The 19,602-nt window shown below is 64.7% G+C and carries 17 protein-coding genes, 2 tRNA genes and 1 rRNA gene; 12 read left to right on the forward strand and 8 right to left on the reverse strand.

Annotated elements, in window-relative coordinates; genetic code table 11:
• Positions 1 to 226: 226 nt before the first annotated feature.
• From ABQ039_RS17990 to tyrS, 4 genes are all read right to left on the reverse strand, one after another.
• Positions 227 to 303 (reverse strand) — tRNA-Ile (locus ABQ039_RS17990).
• 19 nt (positions 304 to 322) lie between these two features.
• Positions 323 to 398 (reverse strand) — tRNA-Ala (locus ABQ039_RS17995).
• A gap of 92 nt (positions 399 to 490) precedes the next feature.
• Positions 491 to 2,037 (reverse strand): 16S ribosomal RNA (locus ABQ039_RS18000).
• 724 nt (positions 2,038 to 2,761) lie between these two features.
• A complete protein-coding gene (tyrS, locus tag ABQ039_RS18005) occupies positions 2,762 to 3,973 on the reverse strand; it encodes a tyrosine--tRNA ligase (RefSeq protein ID WP_046344785.1) in 1,212 nt (403 codons plus the stop codon).
• A gap of 170 nt (positions 3,974 to 4,143) precedes the next feature.
• Between tyrS and ABQ039_RS18010 the strand changes: the two genes are divergently transcribed.
• Positions 4,144 to 5,562 (forward strand): M23 family metallopeptidase, encoded by a 1,419-nt coding sequence (locus ABQ039_RS18010; protein WP_102251049.1) that lies wholly within the window; start codon positions 4,144 to 4,146, stop codon positions 5,560 to 5,562.
• Between the two features lie 282 nt (positions 5,563 to 5,844).
• A complete protein-coding gene (locus ABQ039_RS18015) occupies positions 5,845 to 6,987 on the forward strand; it encodes an anhydro-N-acetylmuramic acid kinase (RefSeq protein WP_349778481.1) in 1,143 nt (380 codons plus the stop codon).
• Positions 6,988 to 7,078: 91 nt separating this feature from the next.
• Here ABQ039_RS18015 and ABQ039_RS18020 read toward each other — a convergent pair whose 3' ends face one another.
• From ABQ039_RS18020 to ABQ039_RS18030, 3 genes are all read right to left on the reverse strand, one after another.
• Positions 7,079 to 7,306 (reverse strand): hypothetical protein, encoded by a 228-nt coding sequence (locus tag ABQ039_RS18020; protein ID WP_016901952.1) that lies wholly within the window; start codon positions 7,304 to 7,306, stop codon positions 7,079 to 7,081.
• A 72-nt stretch (positions 7,307 to 7,378) separates the two neighbouring features.
• Positions 7,379 to 8,746 (reverse strand): MFS transporter, encoded by a 1,368-nt coding sequence (locus ABQ039_RS18025; protein ID WP_024940461.1) that lies wholly within the window; start codon positions 8,744 to 8,746, stop codon positions 7,379 to 7,381.
• Complete coding sequence (locus tag ABQ039_RS18030) at positions 8,743 to 9,543, reverse strand: exodeoxyribonuclease III (protein WP_349778482.1); 801 nt, start codon at positions 9,541 to 9,543, stop codon at positions 8,743 to 8,745. Before ABQ039_RS18030 ends, ABQ039_RS18025 begins: the two co-directional genes overlap by 4 nt.
• 127 nt (positions 9,544 to 9,670) lie before the next feature.
• On the opposite strand from ABQ039_RS18030, the gene pyrE reads away from it, so the two are divergent.
• From pyrE to ABQ039_RS18080, 10 genes are all read left to right on the forward strand, one after another.
• Positions 9,671 to 10,330 (forward strand): orotate phosphoribosyltransferase, encoded by a 660-nt coding sequence (gene pyrE / locus ABQ039_RS18035; protein ID WP_024940459.1) that lies wholly within the window; start codon positions 9,671 to 9,673, stop codon positions 10,328 to 10,330.
• A 22-nt stretch (positions 10,331 to 10,352) separates the two neighbouring features.
• Positions 10,353 to 11,018, forward strand: a complete 666-nt coding sequence (locus ABQ039_RS18040) for a hypothetical protein (protein WP_146095771.1) — start codon at positions 10,353 to 10,355, stop codon at positions 11,016 to 11,018.
• Between the two features lie 115 nt (positions 11,019 to 11,133).
• The gene (locus tag ABQ039_RS18045) at positions 11,134 to 11,931 is read left to right on the forward strand and encodes a ParA family protein (RefSeq protein WP_016901957.1); all 798 of its coding nucleotides are present in this window, start codon (positions 11,134 to 11,136) and stop codon (positions 11,929 to 11,931) included.
• Positions 11,931 to 12,860, forward strand: coding sequence for a ParB/RepB/Spo0J family partition protein (locus ABQ039_RS18050; RefSeq protein ID WP_024940457.1), 930 nt, complete (start codon positions 11,931 to 11,933; stop codon positions 12,858 to 12,860). Before ABQ039_RS18045 ends, ABQ039_RS18050 begins: the two co-directional genes overlap by 1 nt.
• Positions 12,861 to 12,893: 33 nt before the next feature.
• Entirely contained in the window at positions 12,894 to 13,202 is a 309-nt protein-coding gene (locus ABQ039_RS18055; RefSeq protein WP_016901959.1) for a helix-hairpin-helix domain-containing protein, read from the forward strand.
• 43 nt (positions 13,203 to 13,245) lie between these two features.
• On the forward strand, positions 13,246 to 13,971 hold the full coding sequence (locus tag ABQ039_RS18060) for a suppressor of fused domain protein (protein ID WP_054591270.1): 726 nt from the start codon (positions 13,246 to 13,248) through the stop codon (positions 13,969 to 13,971).
• Positions 13,972 to 14,015: 44 nt separating this feature from the next.
• Positions 14,016 to 14,981, forward strand: a complete 966-nt coding sequence (locus ABQ039_RS18065; protein WP_349778483.1) for an SDR family NAD(P)-dependent oxidoreductase — start codon at positions 14,016 to 14,018, stop codon at positions 14,979 to 14,981.
• A gap of 88 nt (positions 14,982 to 15,069) precedes the next feature.
• Entirely contained in the window at positions 15,070 to 15,792 is a 723-nt protein-coding gene (locus ABQ039_RS18070; RefSeq protein WP_024940453.1) for a glycosyltransferase family 2 protein, read from the forward strand.
• Entirely contained in the window at positions 15,792 to 16,133 is a 342-nt protein-coding gene (locus tag ABQ039_RS18075; RefSeq protein ID WP_016901963.1) for a lipid-A-disaccharide synthase N-terminal domain-containing protein, read from the forward strand. The genes ABQ039_RS18070 and ABQ039_RS18075 overlap by 1 nt, the downstream gene beginning before the upstream one ends.
• Positions 16,134 to 16,390: 257 nt before the next feature.
• A complete protein-coding gene (locus tag ABQ039_RS18080) occupies positions 16,391 to 16,924 on the forward strand; it encodes a hypothetical protein (protein ID WP_374057820.1) in 534 nt (177 codons plus the stop codon).
• A gap of 325 nt (positions 16,925 to 17,249) precedes the next feature.
• Here the strand turns inward: ABQ039_RS18080 and ABQ039_RS18085 are convergent, their stop codons facing one another.
• The gene (locus tag ABQ039_RS18085; RefSeq protein WP_349778485.1) at positions 17,250 to 19,595 is read right to left on the reverse strand and encodes a phosphomannomutase/phosphoglucomutase; all 2,346 of its coding nucleotides are present in this window, start codon (positions 19,593 to 19,595) and stop codon (positions 17,250 to 17,252) included.
• Positions 19,596 to 19,602 lie beyond the last annotated feature (7 nt).

Genomic DNA, 19,602 nt, shown 5'->3' on the forward strand with positions numbered 1-19,602 from the left:
TATAACCCCAAGTTGCCTCGGAGCTACATGCCGTGTTGTGTGGGGTACAAAGCCACCAACGCGAACATACGACTCAATTATTTAGGGACTCGAAGTCCCCGCCTTAGCCTCAACGACACGTTTAGATAGATATCTCAAACGCTCGCTACGTCACAAGTTATAAAAGAACATGTATCAGCCTCAACGCTGATCCATATAAATTCTTAAGTGTGCACTACATTCAGAGTGGTGGGTCTGGGTAGACTCGAACTACCGACCTCACCCTTATCAGGGGTGCGCTCTAACCACCTGAGCTACAGACCCGAAGTCTTTTCACTCAATATGGTGGAGCCTGTCGGGATCGAACCGACGACCCCCTGCTTGCAAAGCAGGTGCTCTCCCAGCTGAGCTAAGGCCCCAAAAGGGACTTCGCATACCGACCTGTGCCGGTATGAATCTCTGAATGCAGGTAATTTGTGAGGACGCCCGCAAGACGATGACGTCATGCTCAAAAGGAGGTGATCCAGCCGCACCTTCCGATACGGCTACCTTGTTACGACTTCACCCCAGTCATCGGCCACACCGTGGCAAGCGCCCTCCCGAAGGTTAAGCTACCTGCTTCTGGTGCAACAAACTCCCATGGTGTGACGGGCGGTGTGTACAAGGCCCGGGAACGTATTCACCGCAGCAATGCTGATCTGCGATTACTAGCGATTCCGACTTCATGGAGTCGAGTTGCAGACTCCAATCCGGACTGAGATAGGGTTTCTGGGATTGGCTTACCCTCGCGGGTTTGCAGCCCTCTGTCCCTACCATTGTAGTACGTGTGTAGCCCTGGTCGTAAGGGCCATGATGACTTGACGTCATCCCCACCTTCCTCCGGTTTGTCACCGGCGGTCTCCTTAGAGTTCCCACCATTACGTGCTGGCAACTAAGGACAAGGGTTGCGCTCGTTGCGGGACTTAACCCAACATCTCACGACACGAGCTGACGACAGCCATGCAGCACCTGTCTCACGGTTCCCGAAGGCACCAATCCATCTCTGGAAAGTTCCGTGGATGTCAAGACCAGGTAAGGTTCTTCGCGTTGCATCGAATTAAACCACATACTCCACCGCTTGTGCGGGCCCCCGTCAATTCCTTTGAGTTTCAGTCTTGCGACCGTACTCCCCAGGCGGCGAACTTAACGCGTTAGCTTCGATACTGCGTGCCAAATTGCACCCAACATCCAGTTCGCATCGTTTAGGGCGTGGACTACCAGGGTATCTAATCCTGTTTGCTCCCCACGCTTTCGTGCCTCAGTGTCAGTGTTGGTCCAGGTAGCCGCCTTCGCCACGGATGTTCCTCCCGATCTCTACGCATTTCACTGCTACACCGGGAATTCCGCTACCCTCTACCACACTCTAGTGACCCAGTATCCACTGCAATTCCCAGGTTGAGCCCAGGGCTTTCACAACAGACTTAAACCACCACCTACGCACGCTTTACGCCCAGTAATTCCGAGTAACGCTTGCACCCTTCGTATTACCGCGGCTGCTGGCACGAAGTTAGCCGGTGCTTATTCTTTGGGTACCGTCAGAACAATCGGGTATTAACCGACTGCTTTTCTTTCCCAACAAAAGGGCTTTACAACCCGAAGGCCTTCTTCACCCACGCGGCATGGCTGGATCAGGCTTGCGCCCATTGTCCAATATTCCCCACTGCTGCCTCCCGTAGGAGTCTGGACCGTGTCTCAGTTCCAGTGTGGCTGATCATCCTCTCAGACCAGCTACGGATCGTCGCCTTGGTGGGCCTTTACCCCGCCAACTAGCTAATCCGACATCGGCTCATTCAATCGCGCGAAGCCCGAAGGTCCTCCGCTTTCACCCGTAGGTCGTATGCGGTATTAGCGTAAGTTTCCCTACGTTATCCCCCACGAAAGAGTAGATTCCGATGTATTCCTCACCCGTCCGCCACTCGCCACCCATAAGAGCAAGCTCTTACTGTGCTGCCGTTCGACTTGCATGTGTTAGGCCTGCCGCCAGCGTTCACTCTGAGCCAGGATCAAACTCTTCACTTAAAATTACATGCCCGAAGGCAAATTACTTTAGCTGCAGAAGTTCAACCACTGGCAACTTATCGCTTGCAAAGCAATTAATATGTTGCATTTTGATTAAACGTCTGCAAGATGGACAATCATCCTTCCTGCAGGCGTCCGCACAAATTACCTGCGCACACTGTCAAAGAACATTGGGAAGTGGCCTCAGCGCCGTTCCCGTCAGCTTCGTCGTTTCCGTCGAAGCGAGCCGCCCATTATAGCGGACTTTTTCTTGCCGTCAACACCTCATTTCGAGGTGGTTGACGCTGCTTCGTTTCGACCCGAAGGTTTTCTGCGAAGCGAGCCGGCCATATTAGCAGGCTTTTCATCTTCGTCAACCCCTCGTGAAGAGGAAGTTGCCGCCGCTGCACTTCAATCCGCCGTAGCGTCTTTCCGTGTAGCGAGCCGCCCATCATAGCCGGCTTTTTCGTTTCGTCAACACCCTAAATCAGGGAATTTTCGAACCCTTTCCGCTCTGGTTCCGCGTTTGCGGTCCGTTGCGTCGGGGGAGGCGAACTATAGGCCCAAGTGGAGCATTTGGGAAGGGTTTTTGTGAAAAAAATTTCACGATGTTCTTCTCTGCTGCAACGGCACACCCTTGTGGTGCCTTATGGCAAGCCGCCGATACGACTCAGGCGTTACGCCCCTCTCTATATAGAGGTCACCGCACAGCGGGGTTGCCGCTATGCAGCAACCTCGCGGCAGCTCAGCCGCCGACCAGTGCCACACGGGCGAAATTGCGTTTACCTACCTGGATGACACCTTCGAAACCTGGCCCGAACTGGCGTGCCGGATCTTCGACCACTTCGCCATCGATTTTGACCGCTCGCTCCTTGAGCTTGCGCGTGGCCTCCGAATTACTCGGCGTCAGGCCGGCTGCGGTGAGCAGGCTTGCGATCCGCAGACCTTCGGCCGGTACAGCGACCTCCTGCAGCGGCAACAGACTGGTGTCACCCTGCCCTGTCACTACCGCGTGCCAGCCGGCAATGGCCTGCTCTGCGGTAGCAGCGTCGTGGAAACGTGCGGTGAGTTCGCGTGCCAGCCGCAATTTGACCTCACGCGGGTGCAGTTCACCCGAGGCGACCTGCGCCTTCAGGCGCTCTGCTTCGGCCACGCTGATGTCGAAAGACAGCAGATCGATCCAGCGCCAGGTCAGCTCGTCGCCGATCTTCATGGTCTTGGTGACGATGTCGATGGCCGGCTCGTTGATGCCGATGTAGTTGCCCAGCGACTTGGACATCTTGGCCACGCCGTCCAGGCCTTCCAGCAGCGGCATCGTCAGCACGACCTGCGGGGCCTGGCCGTAGTGCTCCTGCAGGCCACGGCCCATCAACAGGTTGAACTTCTGGTCGGTACCGCCCAGTTCGACGTCCGCCTTCAGGGCGACCGAGTCGTAGCCCTGCACCAGCGGATACAGGAATTCGTGGATGGCGATCGGCTGCTGGCCAGTGAAGCGCTTGGCGAAGTCGTCGCGCTCGAGCATGCGTGCCACCGTGTGCTGCGCGGACAGCTTGATCATGTCCGCCGCGCTCATCTGGCCGAACCACTCGGAGTTGAAGCGCACCTCGGTGCGTTCGCGGTCCAGGATCTTGAAGACCTGCTCCTCATAGGTACGCGCGTTGGCCAGCACATCGTCGCGGCTCAGCGGCTTGCGGGTGACGTTCTTGCCGCTCGGGTCGCCGATCATGCCGGTGAAATCACCGATCAGGAAGATCACCTGGTGCCCGAGCTGCTGGAACTGCCGCATCTTGTTGAGCAACACGGTGTGGCCCAGATGCAGATCCGGCGCGGTGGGATCGAAACCGGCCTTGACCCGCAGGGGCACACCTGATTTCAGTCGCGCTTCGAGCTGATCGAGCTTGAGGATCTCCTCGGTGCCGCGACCGATGAGTGCGAGGGATTCTTCGATAGTGGCCAACCACAGACTCCAGCGGCGTTTGCCGTCAACAACGTGAACGATGTTAAACGCGGGTTAATTCCGCGCCAAATGAAAATGTTGAACAGGCTCAATGGTTTGACGCGCTGTTACAGGCTGTCTATGGTACCGGCGATTGGGCTCGCACTTCGAGCCAGCGAGGAATTTGAACGATGCAGAATTCAGAGCAGGGCCGTGCACGCAAGCGGCGCTTTCACGAACGCCTCCACGTCCTCCACGACACTGCCCTGCATCGCAAGCTCAAGGCGCATCTCCCGGCGGCGTTCAACGACCGGTGGACACGCCGTCATTGGATCCATGCCAGCCTGTTCGCGACCATCGGTGCGCTGGTGGCCACGATCGTGCCGGGCTTCTCCAACGCCATCGATACCCCGCTGTCCAGCCATTCCACGCTGGCCTTGCCGCTGCCGCCGTTGGTGCCGAGCCGCAAGCAACTGGCGCCGAGCACCGATTGGGAAATTCTGCAGGTCAAGTCCGGGCAGACGCTGAGCACCTTGTTCGGCGAGCTGGGAATCCCGACCGCGGTGATGTACCAGGTACTGGCGCATCCGGGCACCAAGGAGGCGCTGACCAAGCTGCGTCCGGGCGCCGAGATTGCCTTCGATATGCCGACGCCGGGCGAGTTGCGCGCATTGCGCTTCGACCGCGACGACAGCCACCGCGTGGAGCTGCGCCTGCTGGGCGACAGCGTGCGCGAGAACGTCACCGAGCGGGCGACCACCACGCGCACGGTGGTGGCGAGTGGGGAAATCAGCAGCTCGCTGTACGCCTCGGCCGGCAAGTCGGGGTTGTCGCCGGCAGCGGTGGCGATCATGACCGACGAGATCTTCAAGTACGACATCGACTTCGACAAGGATCTGCAGCCGGGCGATCGTTTCAGCGTGGTGATGGACGAAACCTGGCGCGAGGGCGAGCGGATCAATACCGGCGACATCCTGGCAGCGACCTTTACCACCGGCGGCAAGACCTACACCGGCTTCCGCTTCGAGCGTGCCGGCAAGCCGGCCGAGTATTTCGACATCACCGGCCGGCCGTTGAAGAAGAGCTTCATCCGCATGCCGGTGGCCTACAGCCGCATCAGCTCGACCTTTGGCGCACGCAAGCATCCGGTGCTGGGCACCATGCGCATGCACAAGGGCGTGGACTACGCGGCAGCCTCGGGCACGCCGATCATGGCTGCCGGCGATGCGCGGGTGGTGTTCGTCGGCACCCAGCGCGGCTACGGCAATGTGGTGATCCTGGACCACGGCAGGAACTTCAGCACGCTGTACGGGCATATGTCGCGCTTCGGCAAGATCAAGGCCGGCCAGCGCATCAACCAGGGCACGGTGATCGGCTATGTCGGCATGACCGGCCTGGCGACCGGCCCGCACCTGCATTACGAATTCCGCGTTGCCGGGCAGCAGCGCAACCCGATGTCGGTGACCATGCCGCCGCCCGAGCCCTTGCAGGGTGCCGAGCTGGCCGCCTTCCGCGCGCAGACGGCGCCGGCACTGGCGCGTATCGAAGGCATGGAGAAGTTGATCTATGCCGACGCCGGCAAGCCTGCCAAGGGCAAGCCGCGCGGTTGAGTGTCGGCGGCTGACTCCTCAGCCGCCGACATGGCCATCGCCGGTCGGATGGCTGCGCGGCGTTCGCGAAGGAGCTGATAGCTCATGCAACGTTGCGGCCGGCACCGGATCGCTGCCAGCGTCCAGTGGAAACCATGATGCCGACGCGACAGTCGGCGCTGCCGCTGCAGCGCTGACTGTCGAGCGTAGAGCCGATTGGCCTCACCGTGAGGCGTGCCGGGGCGGTTGACTCTCCCACCCCGGCTGCACAAGCTGCATGACCACTGTGCAACTGGCTCTGGCATGTCTGCTCCGGAACACCTGGAATCCCCGCTCTACCTGGGCCTGATGTCGGGCACCAGCGCCGACGGCATCGATGCCGCACTGGTGCGCTTTGCCGATGACAGCCATCGCCGCTGCGAACTGGTTGCCGGCACCACCGTGGCCTGGGAGCCGCAACTGCGCGACACGCTGGTGATGCTGGGCCAGGGCGCCGACGTGATCGCCATCGATGCGCTTGGACACCTGGATGCGCAGGTGGGGCTGGCGTTTGCGGCCGCTGCCAATCAACTGATCCGCGACAGCGGCATCGCGCGTGGGCGCGTTCGCGCGATCGGCTCGCATGGGCAGACCATTCGGCATCGCCCCAAGGCCGATCCGGCCTTTACCTGGCAGATCGGCGATGCCAGCCGGATTGCCGAGCACACCGGCATCACCACGGTGGCCGATTTCCGCCGTCGCGATGTGGCTGCCGGCGGTCAGGGCGCGCCGCTGATGCCGGCCTTTCATCTGGCCATGCTGGGCACGGGCGATGAAGACCGCGCGGTGCTCAATCTGGGCGGCATCGGTAACCTGACGCTGATCCCGCGCGATGGCGCGGTGCTGGGCTTCGATACCGGGCCGGCCAATGCATTGCTGGACAGCTGGTGCCAGCAGCATCGCGGCACGGCGTTCGATGCCGACGGTGCGTTCGCCGCCAGCGGGCGCGTCGATACCCCACTGCTGCAGGCGTTGCTGGCCGACCCGTGGTTTGCGCTGGCGCCGCCCAAGAGCACCGGGCGCGAGCAGTTCCATCTGGACTGGGCGATGCAGGCGATGCGGTCGCTGGGAGACGTGGCGCTGTCTGCGGCCGATGTGCAGGCGACCCTGCTCGAACTGACCGCGGCCAGCGTCGCCGACGCGTTGCTGCGGCTGCAGCCCGATACCCGCCGGGTGCTGGTGTGCGGTGGCGGGGTGCGCAATCCGGTATTGATGGCACGACTGGCGGCGCGACTGCCGGGCGTGGTGGTGGAATCCAGCGCGCGGCATGGGCTGGATCCGGACTATCTGGAGGCGATGGGGTTCGCATGGTTGGCCGCGGAGCTGCTCGCAGGCCGGGCCGCCAATCTGCCGTCGGTGACCGGGGCGGCCGGGCCGCGGTTGCTGGGAGCGATCCATCCGGCGTGACAGGCCTGGATCAGTTGCGAGCGCCCGCAGTCGCAACATCCTCGCGCCGGATGGATTCGCACGCGAGGCAGCGCTGGCTGACCGTTTGCAGCTACGGGCTATTCCCCGCCGGCAGCGCCTTGAGCGCGGCAATCGCTTCGGCCAGGGCATCGACTTCCGGGTGTTGCAGGCCGCCGGTGACTTCGTATTCGCTGGCGAACAGGCCCTGTTCGAGCAGATGCATCACGGTCTGGTGCTGGGTCCAGCCGCGAGCGACGGAGATGCGACGGATCCTGTCCACCAGCAATGGATCGATGTCCCGCAACACCAGATCGGTCATGCCTACTCCCTATTCGCAAGGTCTCCGGCGCGTTGGATGATCATCCCGCAGCGCCGGGTCCACCTGCAACCGTCAAGCTGCGGCAGCGTGCCGACGCTGCTGCAGGATAAGCATCCCGCACAATATCACTACGGGGATCGCAACCAGCGCTGTCCCGACGAAGAACAAGGCATACCCTTCCAGCAGGGTTCGTCCCTGTGACAGTGCCTGGACCGACCAGCCCGAGAAGCCTTTCAGGGCCTTGCCCGGCATGGCATAGAACGAGCTCAGTAAAGCGTACTGAGTTGCGGTATAGCCAAAACTCGTGAGGCTGGACATGTAGGCGATCAGCGCGGTTCCGGCAAAGCCGTTGGCGAAGTTATCGATTGCCATCGCCACTGCAAATTTGCTTGTGTCCGGCCCGACATAGGCCAGCCATGCAAATGCCAGATTCGAACAGGGACCCAATACTGCACCAGCCATCAAGGTCGCAAGCACTCCCCATCGCACGGAGACCAAACCGGCCGCTGCAATGCCGACGAACGTGGCAACCAGACCCACCGAGCCGCGGATGGCACCGACGGTATCCTCGGACAAGCCGAGGTCGACGTAGAACGGGTTGGCCATCGGCCCCATCACGAAATCGGCCATGCGATAGACGCTGATGGCCACCAGGATCAGGATTGCACCACTGCGGTGCTCACGAATGAAGGCGAGAAAGGGCCCGGCGATGGCGTCGAACAGCCCTCGCGGCGTCCATAGCGACGCAGCCTGCGCTTGTACGGCGATGACTTCGCGGGCCGGCTCACCTGCCATCGTTACGGCGATCACACCCAGCACCATCAGCGCCGCCATGACTTCGTAGGACACTTGCCAGCCGACGCGTGCGGCGATGATCAGGATCAGCGCATCGGTGACTAACAGGGCCGAGCGGTAGCCTAGTGCCGACGCAGACGTCAGCAGGCCGAGCTGTTCACTATTGTCGGCACTTTCAATGCGCCATGCGTCGATGACGATGTCCTGGGTAGCGGAGGCAAAGGCAACCATCACCGCCATCACGCCGAACACTACCAAGTGTTCCCAGGCGACGCCCATCACCAGTATCTGGCCACCCTTGGGCTGGACCAGCGCCATGCCGACCAGGCCCGTCGCCACGACCGCCTGCGATAGCAGCATCCAGCCGCGGCGGCGTCCCAATCGGCCCAGCAGCGGCACGTCTGTCTTGTCGACAATCGGTGCCCACAAGAACTTCATGGTGTAAGCCAGGCCCACCCAGGACAGGAAACCGATCGTGTCCAGCTCGATGCCTTGCTTGCGCATCCAGAAGCCGAGCGTGTTGCCAACCAGATACAACGGCAGACCGGAACTGAAGCCCAGCAGCAGCATCGCCAGCACTTTGCGCTGGCGCAGGTTAGTCAGTACTTGCTGCCAGCGCCGACGTGGCTTGATGACCTCACTCACTCCGCGTAATCCACGATGTACGGCGCATGGTCGGAGAAGCGCTGCTCGCGGTAGATGGAGCAGGCCTTCACCTTGTCGCGCAGGCCGGGGGTGACCAGTTGGTAGTCGATGCGCCAACCGACGTTGTTGGTGCGCGCCGCGCCGCGGTTGCTCCACCAGGTGTAGTCCTGGCCCTGGGGATGCAGCACGCGGTAGGTATCGACCCAGCCGCGGCCGCTGGCGGCGTTGGTGTCTTCCAGCGCATCGGCGCACAGGCCGTTGAGCCAGTCGCGCTCGGGGGGCAGGCAGCCGGAATTCTTCTGGTTGGACTTCCAGTTCTTGATGTCCAGCGCCGAGCGCACGATGTTCCAGTCGCCGCACAGCACGTACTGCCGGCCGCTGGCCAGCCACTGCTCCAGGATCGGCCGCAGCCATTCCATCACCTGGAACTTGTAGCCCTGACGCAACTCGCCCGAGGAGCCGGACGGGATATAGAAGGAGACCACGCTGAGGTTGCCGAAGCGCGCTTCGACATAGCGGCCTTCTTCGTCGAACTCGGGCCAGCCCAGCGAGGTGCGCACTTCATCGGGCTCGTGCCTGCTGTAGATGGCCACGCCGCTGTAGCCCTTCTTGGTGCTGGCGTCGCGGAACCAGGCCTTGTAGCCGCTGGGCAGGAACTTGGGACCGGCCAGCTGATGCTCCTGGGCCTTGGTCTCCTGCACGCACAGCACGTCGGCGTCCTGGTCGGCGAACCACTCGAAGAAACCCTTGGTGACGGCCGAGCGCAGGCCGTTGGCGTTGAAACTGATGATGCGCATGAATGAAGAGCCGGGATTCGGGAATGGGGATTGGAGATTCGGGAAAGCGTACCGCATCAGCGGATGCCGCAAGGCGCGACCGGCTATGCTTTCCAATCCCGAATCCCCATTCCCCAATCTCGTCACCATGACCGACCACCGCACCCGTTTCCTGCAGCTGGCCCTGGGCGCCGATGCCCTGCGCTTTGGCGAGTTCACGCTCAAGTCCGGGCGGCTCAGCCCGTATTTCTTCAATGCCGGGCGCTTCGATTCGGGCGCCAAGACTGCGCAGCTGGCGCAGTGCTATGCCGATGCGATCGACGCGGCCGGGGTGGAGTTCGATCTGTTGTTCGGGCCGGCCTACAAGGGCATCCCGCTGGCGACCGCACTGGCCTGCGCCTATGCCGGACGCGGGCGCGACCTGCCGCTGGCGTTCAACCGCAAGGAAGCCAAGGACCATGGCGAGGGCGGCAGCCTGATCGGTGCGCCGCTTGAGGGCCGCAAGGTGTTGATCGTCGACGACGTGATCACCGCCGGCACCGCGATCCGCGAGGCGCTGGGCATCATCCGTGGCGCCGGCGGCATTCCGTCCGGGATCGTGGTGGCGCTGGACCGGCAGGAGATCGCCTCCGAGCAGGATCGCCGCTCGGCTGCGCAGGCGGTGGCGGCCGAGGCCGGCATCCCGGTGATCGCGGTGGCCAACCTGGGCGACCTGCTTGCTTTTGCGGCAGGAAACGCCGACCTTGTGGGCTTCCGGGAACCGCTGCTGGCCTATCGTGGCCGCTACGGCACCGACACCACAGGCTGACGGCAGGCGACAGGGGGCTGCGATGATGCCGAGACACACCCGTTTGGCGTTACTCGCCGCCGTTGCGGCAGCCGTGGCCGCCGCGCCTGCCATCGGGCAGGACAAGCCGGCCGCGAAGAAGCTGTATTGCTGGAACCAGAACGGCGCCCGGGTGTGCAGCGATACGCTGCCGCCGGAAGCGGTCAATCAGGCGCGTGACGAATTCAACGCCAAGAGCGGCCTGCGCAGCGCCGAGGTGCAGCGCGCCATGAACAGCGACGAGCGCGCCGCAGCAGCCGCCAGCGAGCAACAACGCCAGGCCGACCTGGCCGCCGAGCAGATGCGCCAGCGCACCGACCAGGCGATGTTGATGTCCTACCAGAGCGAGGACGACCTGCGCCGGGTGTTCAACGAGCGCATCGCCATCGTCGACAACAACATCCATACCGCGCGCTTCAACGTTACCAGCCTGCGCGAAGGGCTGGCCAGCATGCTGCGCAGCGCTGGCGACCGCGAACTGGCCGGCCAGGCGGTGGCCGACAAGCTGGCCGCCGACATCCAGCAACGCCATCGCGAGCTGATGGCGCAATTGCGTCTGCAGACCAGCTTCGAGCAGCAACGGGTGGCGCTGGACGGCGAGATCGCCGACATCCTGCAGCGCTACCGGGCGATGAAGGAGCCGCCGGCCGGCGCGGCGCCCACCGGCTGACCGGCGCAGCCGTCATTCCCGCCCGTGCAGCGCACTGCCGCGGGCGGCATTTCCCGATCCGACGCCCTGCCCGCATAATGGCCGGTCTTACTCCCTGCCCACGAGGCTCTCCCGCATGGCCCGGATCATCGCCATTGCCAACCAGAAAGGCGGCGTCGGCAAGACCACGACCGCGGTCAATCTGGCGGCCGGCCTGGCGCGCGCGCCCAAGCGTGTGTTGCTGGTGGATCTGGACTCGCAGGGCAACGCGACCATGGGCAGCGGCATCGACAAGCGCGACGTGGCCGCCTCGACCTGCGACCTGTTGCTGGGCGAAAACACCGCAGCCGAAATCCGGGTCACCGCGCCGGAAGGCTTCGACCTGCTGCCGGGCAACATCGACCTGACCGCGGCCGAGATCCAGCTGATGGATCAGGGCGAGCGCGAGCAGCGGCTCAAGCGCGCCCTGGCGCCGATCCGCGACGAGTACGACTTCATCCTGATCGACTGCCCGCCGGCGCTGTCGCTGCTGACGCTCAATGCCTTGACCGCGGCCGATTCGATCATCGTGCCGATGCAGTGCGAGTACTACGCGCTGGAAGGACTGACCGCGCTGCTGGAAACCATCGAGGCGTTGCGCGCCAACCTCAATCCGGCGCTGGAAATCGAAGGCGTGCTGCGCACGATGTTCGACATCCGCAACAACCTGGCCAATGCGGTGTCGGCCGAGCTGACCGAGCATTTCGGCGACAAGGTGTTCCGCACCATCGTGCCGCGCAACGTGCGCCTGGCCGAGGCGCCCAGCCATGGCCAGAGCATCGTCGGTTACGACCGCACCTCGCGCGGTGGCGTGGCCTACCTGGGGCTGGCCGGCGAAATCGTGCGCCGCCAGAACGACCGCAACAAGGCCTACCGGCCCGTGGAGACCGTCTGATGAACAAGCCGATCCCCGCAAAGAAGCGTGGCCTGGGCCGTGGCCTGGAAGCGCTGTTGGGGCCGAAGGGCGCGGCCGCCGCCGCGGCGCCGAGCGTGGCCAGCGAGGAGGCCTTGCAGCCGGGCGACAGCCTGCGCCGGTTGCCGGTCACCCAGTTGCAGCCGGGCAAGTACCAGCCGCGCAAGGAGATGGACGAGGTCAAGCTGGCCGAGCTGGCGGAGTCGATCAAGGCGCAGGGGGTGATCCAGCCGATCGTGGCGCGCGAGCTGGCACCGGGGCAGTTCGAGATCGTGGCCGGCGAACGTCGCTGGCGCGCCTCGCAGCTGGCCGGGCTGAGCGAAGTCCCGGTGGTGGTGCGCGAGCTGGACGACCGCACCGTCATCGCGATGGCGCTGATCGAGAACATCCAGCGCGAAGACCTCAACCCGCTGGAAGAAGCGCAGGCGCTGCAGCGCTTGATCGACGAATTTTCGCTGACCCACGCCGAGGCTGCCGGTGCGGTGGGCCGCTCGCGTGCGTCGGTGTCCAACCTGCTGCGGCTGCTGGAATTGCCGGTGGCAATCCGCGTGCTGCTGGAAACCCGCCGCCTGGAAATGGGCCATGCGCGGGCGCTGCTCACCCTGGCGCCGGAGCTGGCCAGCAAGCTGGCGCAGGAAGCGGCCGACCAGGGCTGGTCGGTGCGCGAGGTCGAACACCGTGCGCAGCAGTTCGCCGCCGGCAAGGTGCCCGGCGCATTGCGCAAGGGCAAGCCGGCCGCTGCTGCACCGCAGGCCGATATCGCCTCGCTGGAGACCGAACTGTCCGAATCGCTGGGCACCAAGGTGGTGTTCAATCACGGCCGCGGCGGCAAGGGCAAGCTGGTGATCCACTACACCGACCTGGACACGCTGGACGGCGTGCTCGAACGCCTGCGCCTGCAGCGCAGCTGAGCCTGTGCACCCGCACCAGGAGCATCCCCGGCAATGAATCCCGCCAAGGTCGATCGCAAGCACCTGCTGCATCTGACCGACCTGCCGAACGTGGGGCCGGCCTGCGAAAAGGATCTGCAGCGGATCGGCATCCGGGTTGCCGCGCAACTGCGCGGTCGCGATGCCTACGACATGTATGCGCAGCTGTGTCTGCGCACCGGCGTGCTGCACGACCCCTGCGTGATCGACGTGTTCCTGTCGATCACGCGCTTCATGCAAGGCGAGGCGCCACGGCCGTGGTGGGCGTTCAGCGCCGAACGCAAGGCAACCCTGGCCAGCGAAGCACCGCTCAGTCTGGGGTGAGTGCGCGCATGCGATCAGGTGCGGCCATCAACCGGAGCAACCCATGAGCACTGAAGACGACCAGATCAGCCCCGGCGGCAGCACGCTGATGCTGCACGCGCAGGAAAAAGCATTCGAGCCGGCACACGGCGGCGACTGCATCGAGCAGATCAGCGCACATATCGAGCAGCACCTGGGGCCGATCTCGGCAGTGCTGCACGAAATCATTTCCGACGCCGTGCATCTGGACGTGCATGTGGTGCCCGCCACTGCGGATGTCCCGTACCTGCGGCTGGTGACCTCGGGCATGAGCGACCGGCCGATGACCCTGCCCGAAGGTGTGGAAGCGCCGCAGTACATGGAGCTGATGCTGAGCCTGCCCGCCGATTGGCCGATGGACCAGCGCGACTTCGAAGACCCGCGCCACTACTGGCCGGTCCGCCTGCTCAAGACCCTGGCCCGGCTGCCGCACAAGTTCGAGACCTGGCTGGGCTTCGGCCACACCATTCCCAATGGCCACCCGGCCGAACCCTACGCACCCGGCGTGCGCTTCGACGGCGCCATCGTGCTGCCGCCGGTGAGCACGCCCGAGGGATTTGCGCGCCTGGCCATCGATGCCGACAAGACCATCGTGTTCATGACGGTGGTGCCGCTGTATCCGGAGGAGATGGCGCTGAAACTGAAGGACGGCAGCGATGCGCTGCTGGATCGCTTCGATGCCAAGGGGATTGGGGACATCATTGCGCTCGATCGCGTCAACGTCGCCAAAAAGCGCTTCGGGCTGTTCTGAGCGCCACCTGCCCGCCCGCTTCCGATATCTCCAGGACCACTGCAATGACCATTCTCGTCACCGGCGCCGCCGGTTTCATCGGGGCCTACACCTGCCGCGCGCTGGCTGCGCGCGGTGAGTCGGTGGTGGGCCTGGACAACTACAACAGCTACTACGACCCGCAGCTCAAGCGCGACCGGGTGGCGGCGCTGTGCCCGGGCATCGACATCCGCACGCTGGACCTGACCGACCGCGACGGCCTGGCCGCGTTGTTCGACCAGATCCGGCCCACGCGCGTGGTGCATCTGGCCGCGCAGGCCGGGGTGCGTTACTCGCTGGAAAACCCGTCCGCCTACGTCGACAGCAACCTGGTCGGCTTCGTCAACATGCTCGAGCTGTGCCGGCATCGGGGCGTGCAGCACCTGGTGTACGCCTCGAGCAGTTCGGTGTACGGCGACTCGGCCACCCCGCCGTTTTCCGAAGACCAGCGCGTGGACCAGCCGCGCTCGCTGTATGCGGCGACCAAAGCCGCCAACGAATTGATGGGCTATACCTATGCGCAGCTGTACGGCCTGCGCGCGACCGGGCTGCGGTTCTTCACCGTGTACGGGCCGTGGGGCCGGCCGGACATGGCGCCGCTGATCTTCAGCCGCGCGGTGCTGGCGGGGCGGCCGATCGAGGTGTTCAACCACGGCAGGATGCAGCGCGACTTCACCTTCGTCGACGACATCGTGGCCGGCGTGCTGGGCGCGCTGGACACGCCCAGCGGCGAGCCGGTGCCGCACCGGGTGTTCAACCTGGGCAACCACACCCCGGTGGAGCTGGAATACTTCATCGACGTGATCGCCCAGGCCGCCGGGCGCCCGGCCGAGAAGGTCTACCGGCCAATGCAGCCGGGCGACATGATCCGCACCATGGCCGATACGCGGCGCGCGCACGCCGCGTTCGGCTTCGAGCCGGCCACCCCGGTCGAACACGGCCTGCCGCAGGTGGTGGACTGGTGCCGCAGTTATTTCGGTGAGCGCGCCTAGGGCACAGGTTCGCTTCATGCCTGACTCAGACAGTCAGGGCACAATGCGCGATCTTTTTCGCTCAGCCTTCATCTGGCACCACGAATCCATGAGCCAACCCCAGCTTTCCGTCGTCGTCCCGGTGTTCAACGAGCGCGACAACGTCGCCGCCCTGGTCGGCGAAATCGTCGCCGCCTTGCGCGGGCTGGTGGCGTTCGAGATCGTCTATGTCGACGACCACTCGCGCGACGACACCCTGGCGGTGCTGCAAGGCCTGAAGACCACCACGCCGGAACTGCGCGTGTTGCATCACGTGACCCAGAGCGGCCAGAGCACGGCGGTGCGCAACGGCGTCAAGGCCGCGCGTGCGAGCTGGATCGCCACGCTCGACGGCGACGGCCAGAACGACCCAGCCGACATTCCCAAGCTGCTGACCGCCCGCGCCAGTGCCGAGCCGCAGGTGAAGCTGTTCGCCGGCTGGCGGGTCAACCGCCAGGATTCGGGGTCCAAGCGCTGGGCCAGCAAGTGGGCCAACGCGATCCGTTCGCGCATGCTGCACGACAACACCCCCGATACCGGCTGTGGCATCAAGCTGTTCGAGCGCGAGGCGTTCCTGGACCTGCCCTACTTCGATCATATGCACCGCTATCTGCCGGCGTTGATGCAGCGCGCCGGCTGGCGCACGGTGAGCGTGCCGGTGCATCACCGCCATCGCACCGCCGGCGTGTCCAAGTACAACAACCTCAATCGCGCGCTGGTCGGCATCCGCGACCTGCGCGGCGTGGCCTGGTTGATCACCCGCAGCAAGCGCACCGTGGTGCAGGAGCGCTGATGGAACTGCATTGGCTGGATCAACCGCTGACCTGGCTGTACTGGACCGGGCTGCATGTCACCGGCTGGAAGCTGATCGGCTATGTGGGCGCACTGATGTTCGGCGGCCGCTGGCTGGTGCAATTCGTCGCTTCCAAGCGCGCCGGCAAGCCGGTGATCCCGCGCATGTTCTGGTACATGAGCGTGGTCGGCAGCCTGATGACGCTGAGCTACTTCGTGTTCTCGGCCAAGCAGGATTCGGTGGGCGTGCTGCAGAACCTGTTCCCGGCGTTCACCGCGTTCTACAGCCTGTATCTGGATGTGAAGCATCGCGGCTGGAGGCGGGATCGGGCGGTGCATTGAGCGGGGATTGGGGAGTGGGGATTGGGGATTCGTAAGTGCGGCACTCCTGCTCCACGTTTCCGGGCTTTGAGGCGATGCTGGTTGCGTAGCTGGGCTGATTGAGCGTGCTGCATTGACTCTGCTTTCGGTGGATAACGTCAGGGGCTCGCTAGCTGCGGTCAACGCGTTTTTTCGTACGTCGCGATGCGCTGGTTACCGACCTGGAATGAGGCGCGTGGCCGATGCCGCGGCTGTTTGCTCATCGGCATGCTGTGCCTATGTCCAGCGCGCTCCTCCATCGTCCGTTGTCCGGGTCGGCGCCGCTTGCGGCGCATTGGCACCTGCGGCTGTACACGCATCAGCAGGTGCCGTTGTTTGCCGACTGGCGTTGCGCGCGGGCGGCAGCGGCCAGCCTTGCGGCGGCCGGTCATTGGCAGGGTGCACAGTTGCTGTGCTGGGTGCTGCTGCCGGACAGTTGGTGCGCGCTGTTGCAGGCGCCGGGCAAGGCTGCGCTGCTGCAACTGGCTTGGGTCGCACGACAGGCGGCTGCCGAGGCGGTCAATCGCGCGCGCGGCCGTGGCGGGACGGTGTGGCAGCCGCAGATGCAGGCATCGGCGCTTGCGCCGACTGAGGACCACCGACAGTTCGCGCGCGCGCTGGTGGCGTTGCCAGTACGCGCAGGGCTGGCCGCGCAGATCGGCGGATATCCATACTGGGATGCGGTCTGGCTGTTGCACGACCACGCTGCACACGGCGCCGCGATTGCAGCGCCAGATGATCGCGCACGCATGCCGGGTCCGGGACGCAGGTGACCGTGATCGCGTGCATTCGTCTGGCTTGAGCCGGAAAGACCGACCCGCGTCTTCGCCTGTCAGCCTTGCGGGATATCTGTGCGAGCGGCGCCTGCTCGATCAACATTTGACGTCCAGCGGCGCCTGCTCGCTCAACGTCTGACGTCGAGCGGCGTCTGTTCGGGCGACGCCTGATGTCGACCGCCTACGCCTGTCGGAGCGGGCCGCGCGCTGCGGTGATGGCCTGCATCTGCCAGCGCCGAGCACGGTGTGGTCGGCAGCTGTGGCGACGCGACCTGCCCTGGCGGTAAGCCGGCAGGGCAGTCGCCCGGGACGTACCGGCCGGTCAAAATTCCAGTGGATGATCCGGCAGCAGGGCCTGCAACTGGCTGCGGAACAATCCGCGAATCCGCTGCAGTGCGTCTTCGGTATCGGCCTCGAAGCGCAGCACCAGGATCGGCGTGGTGTTGGAGGCACGCACCAGGCCCCAGCCGTCGGCGAAGTCCGCACGCAGCCCGTCGATCGTCGACAGCCGCGCCGATTCGAACGGCGATTCCTCGCCAGCCTGCGCACGCTCGACAAAGCGCGCGACCAGTGCGTGCGCATCGCCGTCCACCGGCACCTTGATTTCCGGGGTGGACACGCTTTCGGGCAGGGCGTCCAACACCTCCGACGGGGTTTCCTCGCGCTGGGCCAGGATTTCCAGCAGGCGTGCGGCCGCATAGATGCCGTCGTCGAAGCCGTACCAGCGCTCCTTGAAGAAGAAGTGCCCGCTCATCTCGCCGGCCAGTTCGGCGTCGGTCTCGCGCATCTTGGCCTTGATCAACGAATGCCCGGTCTTCCACATCAACGGGCTGCCGCCGTTGCGCAGCACGTGATCGGACAACTTGCCGGTGCACTTGACGTCGTAGATCACCAGCGCGCCGGGATTGCGCTGCAGCACATCGGCGGCGAACAGCATCAGCAGACGGTCCGGGAACACCATGGCACCCTGCTTGGTGACCACGCCCAGACGATCGGCATCGCCATCGAAGGCCACGCCGATATCGGCATCGAAGCGCTGCACCATCTTGACCAGGTCGTCGAGGTTGTGCGGCTCGCTCGGGTCGGGATGATGATTGGGGAAGGTGCCGTCGATCTCGCAGTACAGCGGGATGACCTCGGCGCCGATCGCTTCCAGCAGGCGCGGCGCGATATCGCCGGCCACGCCGTTGCCGGCATCCACCACCACCTTGATCGGGCGGTCCAGCTGCACGTCGTCGGCGATGCGCTGGATGTAGGCGTCACTGATGTCGCGCTGTTCCAGATCGCCAGGCGTTGCCGCGGTATGCAGGCGGCCTTCGTTGATGCGCTGGTGCAGTTCGGCGATCGCCGCCCCGGACAGGGTCTCGCCACCGATCACGATCTTGAAGCCGTTGTAGTCGGGCGGATTGTGGCTGCCGGTGACCGCCACGCAGCTGCCGGCGCGCAGTTCGTAGGCGCCGAAATACACCACTGGAGTGGGCGCCAGGCCGATGTCGATCACCTGGCAGCCGGCGCGGCGCAGGCCGTCGATCAGGCCATTGGCGAGCTCCGGACCCGATAGCCGCCCATCGCGGCCGACCACCACCTCGCGCAGGCCCTGCGCCTGCATCACGCTGCCGATGGCCTGGCCGATCAACGCGGCGACGCCGGGATTGAGATCCTTGCCGACCACGCCACGGATGTCGTAGGCGCGGAACATCTCGCTGGCGACCTGCACGGCCGGTACCAGCGCCGGCGGCGCGGGCGGCGCATCTGCCTCCAGCGCGCGCGCCTGGCTGGCGAGGCTGGCGTCGTGCTGCAGGCTCTGGCTGAAGGTGGGTTCGTCGGCGGTCGGCTCGCCGGACACGCGGCGACGCGGCAAGGCGACGCGGCCACGGCTGGCCAGCACCAACAGCACGGCGATGACGAGCAGCAACGCGGCCACGATCGCACAGCCCACGGCGCCCAGACCCAGCGGGCCGTCATCGCGTTGTGGTACCGCGGCGGCCACGCGCAGGCCGCTGTTACCCAGGGGCCTGGCCAAAGTCTCGGCAGCATCGGCCAGCACCAGATCGCCCTGCTGGGCAACGTTGTAGCTGCCCTGGCGCAAGGCCAGGTACGCGCTGCCGGGCACTGCGATCGCATCCAGCGGGCCGGTCAGACGTAACAACGGCAGCCGCGCGTACGCCACCGCCGGTTGCGCGCCCAGGCGCACCGCTGCCGCTACGCCGAGACGGACCTGCTTGGCATCGCGCACCACGTGCACCTGCGCACGCTCGGCCACCAGTGCCGACTCGAGCAGGCTCAGCCGCGCGTAGCCGAAGTCCTTGGGATTGTCGTAGGCGGCAGCGAGGTCGCCGGACAGGACCTGCACATCCTCGGCGCCCTTGAAGCGCTCGCGGATGCTCGAAGCGGCCGCCAGCGCGTCGCCATTGGCCAACGCGGCGATGACCTGTGGCTGCTTGAGCACGGCGTCGAGCTGGCTGGCCTGCTGGGCCATGGCCCGGCTGATGTCCTGTACGGCGCGGTCGCGCGCCTGTTCCAGCTCCTGCGCAACCGCATCCTGGCGCCATTGCGTGTAGCTGCTCCAGCCGAACCAGGCAGCCAGCAGCACCAACACCCCCCCCAACACCGGACCACTCGTACGCACGCTGGACATCGACTGCCTGCGCTCGTTCGCCTTGCTCATGTGACGT

The organism is Xanthomonas sp. WHRI 6108, from assembly GCF_040202385.2.
In the GTDB taxonomy this organism is placed as follows: Bacteria; Pseudomonadota; Gammaproteobacteria; order Xanthomonadales; family Xanthomonadaceae; genus Xanthomonas; species Xanthomonas arboricola.

Bases quoted from the DNA above. Each gene is read 5' to 3' on its own strand.
- ABQ039_RS18040 (WP_146095771.1), top strand. From the start codon at position 10,353: ATGATGCCGAGACACACCCGTTTGGCGTTACTCGCCGCCGTTGCGGCA.
- ABQ039_RS18065 (WP_349778483.1), top strand. From the start codon at position 14,016: ATGACCATTCTCGTCACCGGCGCCGCCGGTTTCATCGGGGCCTACACC.
- ABQ039_RS18085 (WP_349778485.1), bottom strand. From the start codon at position 19,595: ATGAGCAAGGCGAACGAGCGCAGGCAGTCGATGTCCAGCGTGCGTACG.
- ABQ039_RS18020 (WP_016901952.1), bottom strand. From the start codon at position 7,306: ATGACCGATCTGGTGTTGCGGGACATCGATCCATTGCTGGTGGACAGG.
- ABQ039_RS18060 (WP_054591270.1), top strand. From the start codon at position 13,246: ATGAGCACTGAAGACGACCAGATCAGCCCCGGCGGCAGCACGCTGATG.
- ABQ039_RS18030 (WP_349778482.1), bottom strand. From the start codon at position 9,543: ATGCGCATCATCAGTTTCAACGCCAACGGCCTGCGCTCGGCCGTCACC.
- ABQ039_RS18075 (WP_016901963.1), top strand. From the start codon at position 15,792: ATGGAACTGCATTGGCTGGATCAACCGCTGACCTGGCTGTACTGGACC.
- ABQ039_RS18050 (WP_024940457.1), top strand. From the start codon at position 11,931: ATGAACAAGCCGATCCCCGCAAAGAAGCGTGGCCTGGGCCGTGGCCTG.
- ABQ039_RS18045 (WP_016901957.1), top strand. From the start codon at position 11,134: ATGGCCCGGATCATCGCCATTGCCAACCAGAAAGGCGGCGTCGGCAAG.
- pyrE (WP_024940459.1), top strand. From the start codon at position 9,671: ATGACCGACCACCGCACCCGTTTCCTGCAGCTGGCCCTGGGCGCCGAT.
- ABQ039_RS18080 (WP_374057820.1), top strand. From the start codon at position 16,391: ATGTCCAGCGCGCTCCTCCATCGTCCGTTGTCCGGGTCGGCGCCGCTT.
- ABQ039_RS18010 (WP_102251049.1), top strand. From the start codon at position 4,144: ATGCAGAATTCAGAGCAGGGCCGTGCACGCAAGCGGCGCTTTCACGAA.
- ABQ039_RS18015 (WP_349778481.1), top strand. From the start codon at position 5,845: ATGTCTGCTCCGGAACACCTGGAATCCCCGCTCTACCTGGGCCTGATG.
- ABQ039_RS18070 (WP_024940453.1), top strand. From the start codon at position 15,070: ATGAGCCAACCCCAGCTTTCCGTCGTCGTCCCGGTGTTCAACGAGCGC.
- ABQ039_RS18055 (WP_016901959.1), top strand. From the start codon at position 12,894: ATGAATCCCGCCAAGGTCGATCGCAAGCACCTGCTGCATCTGACCGAC.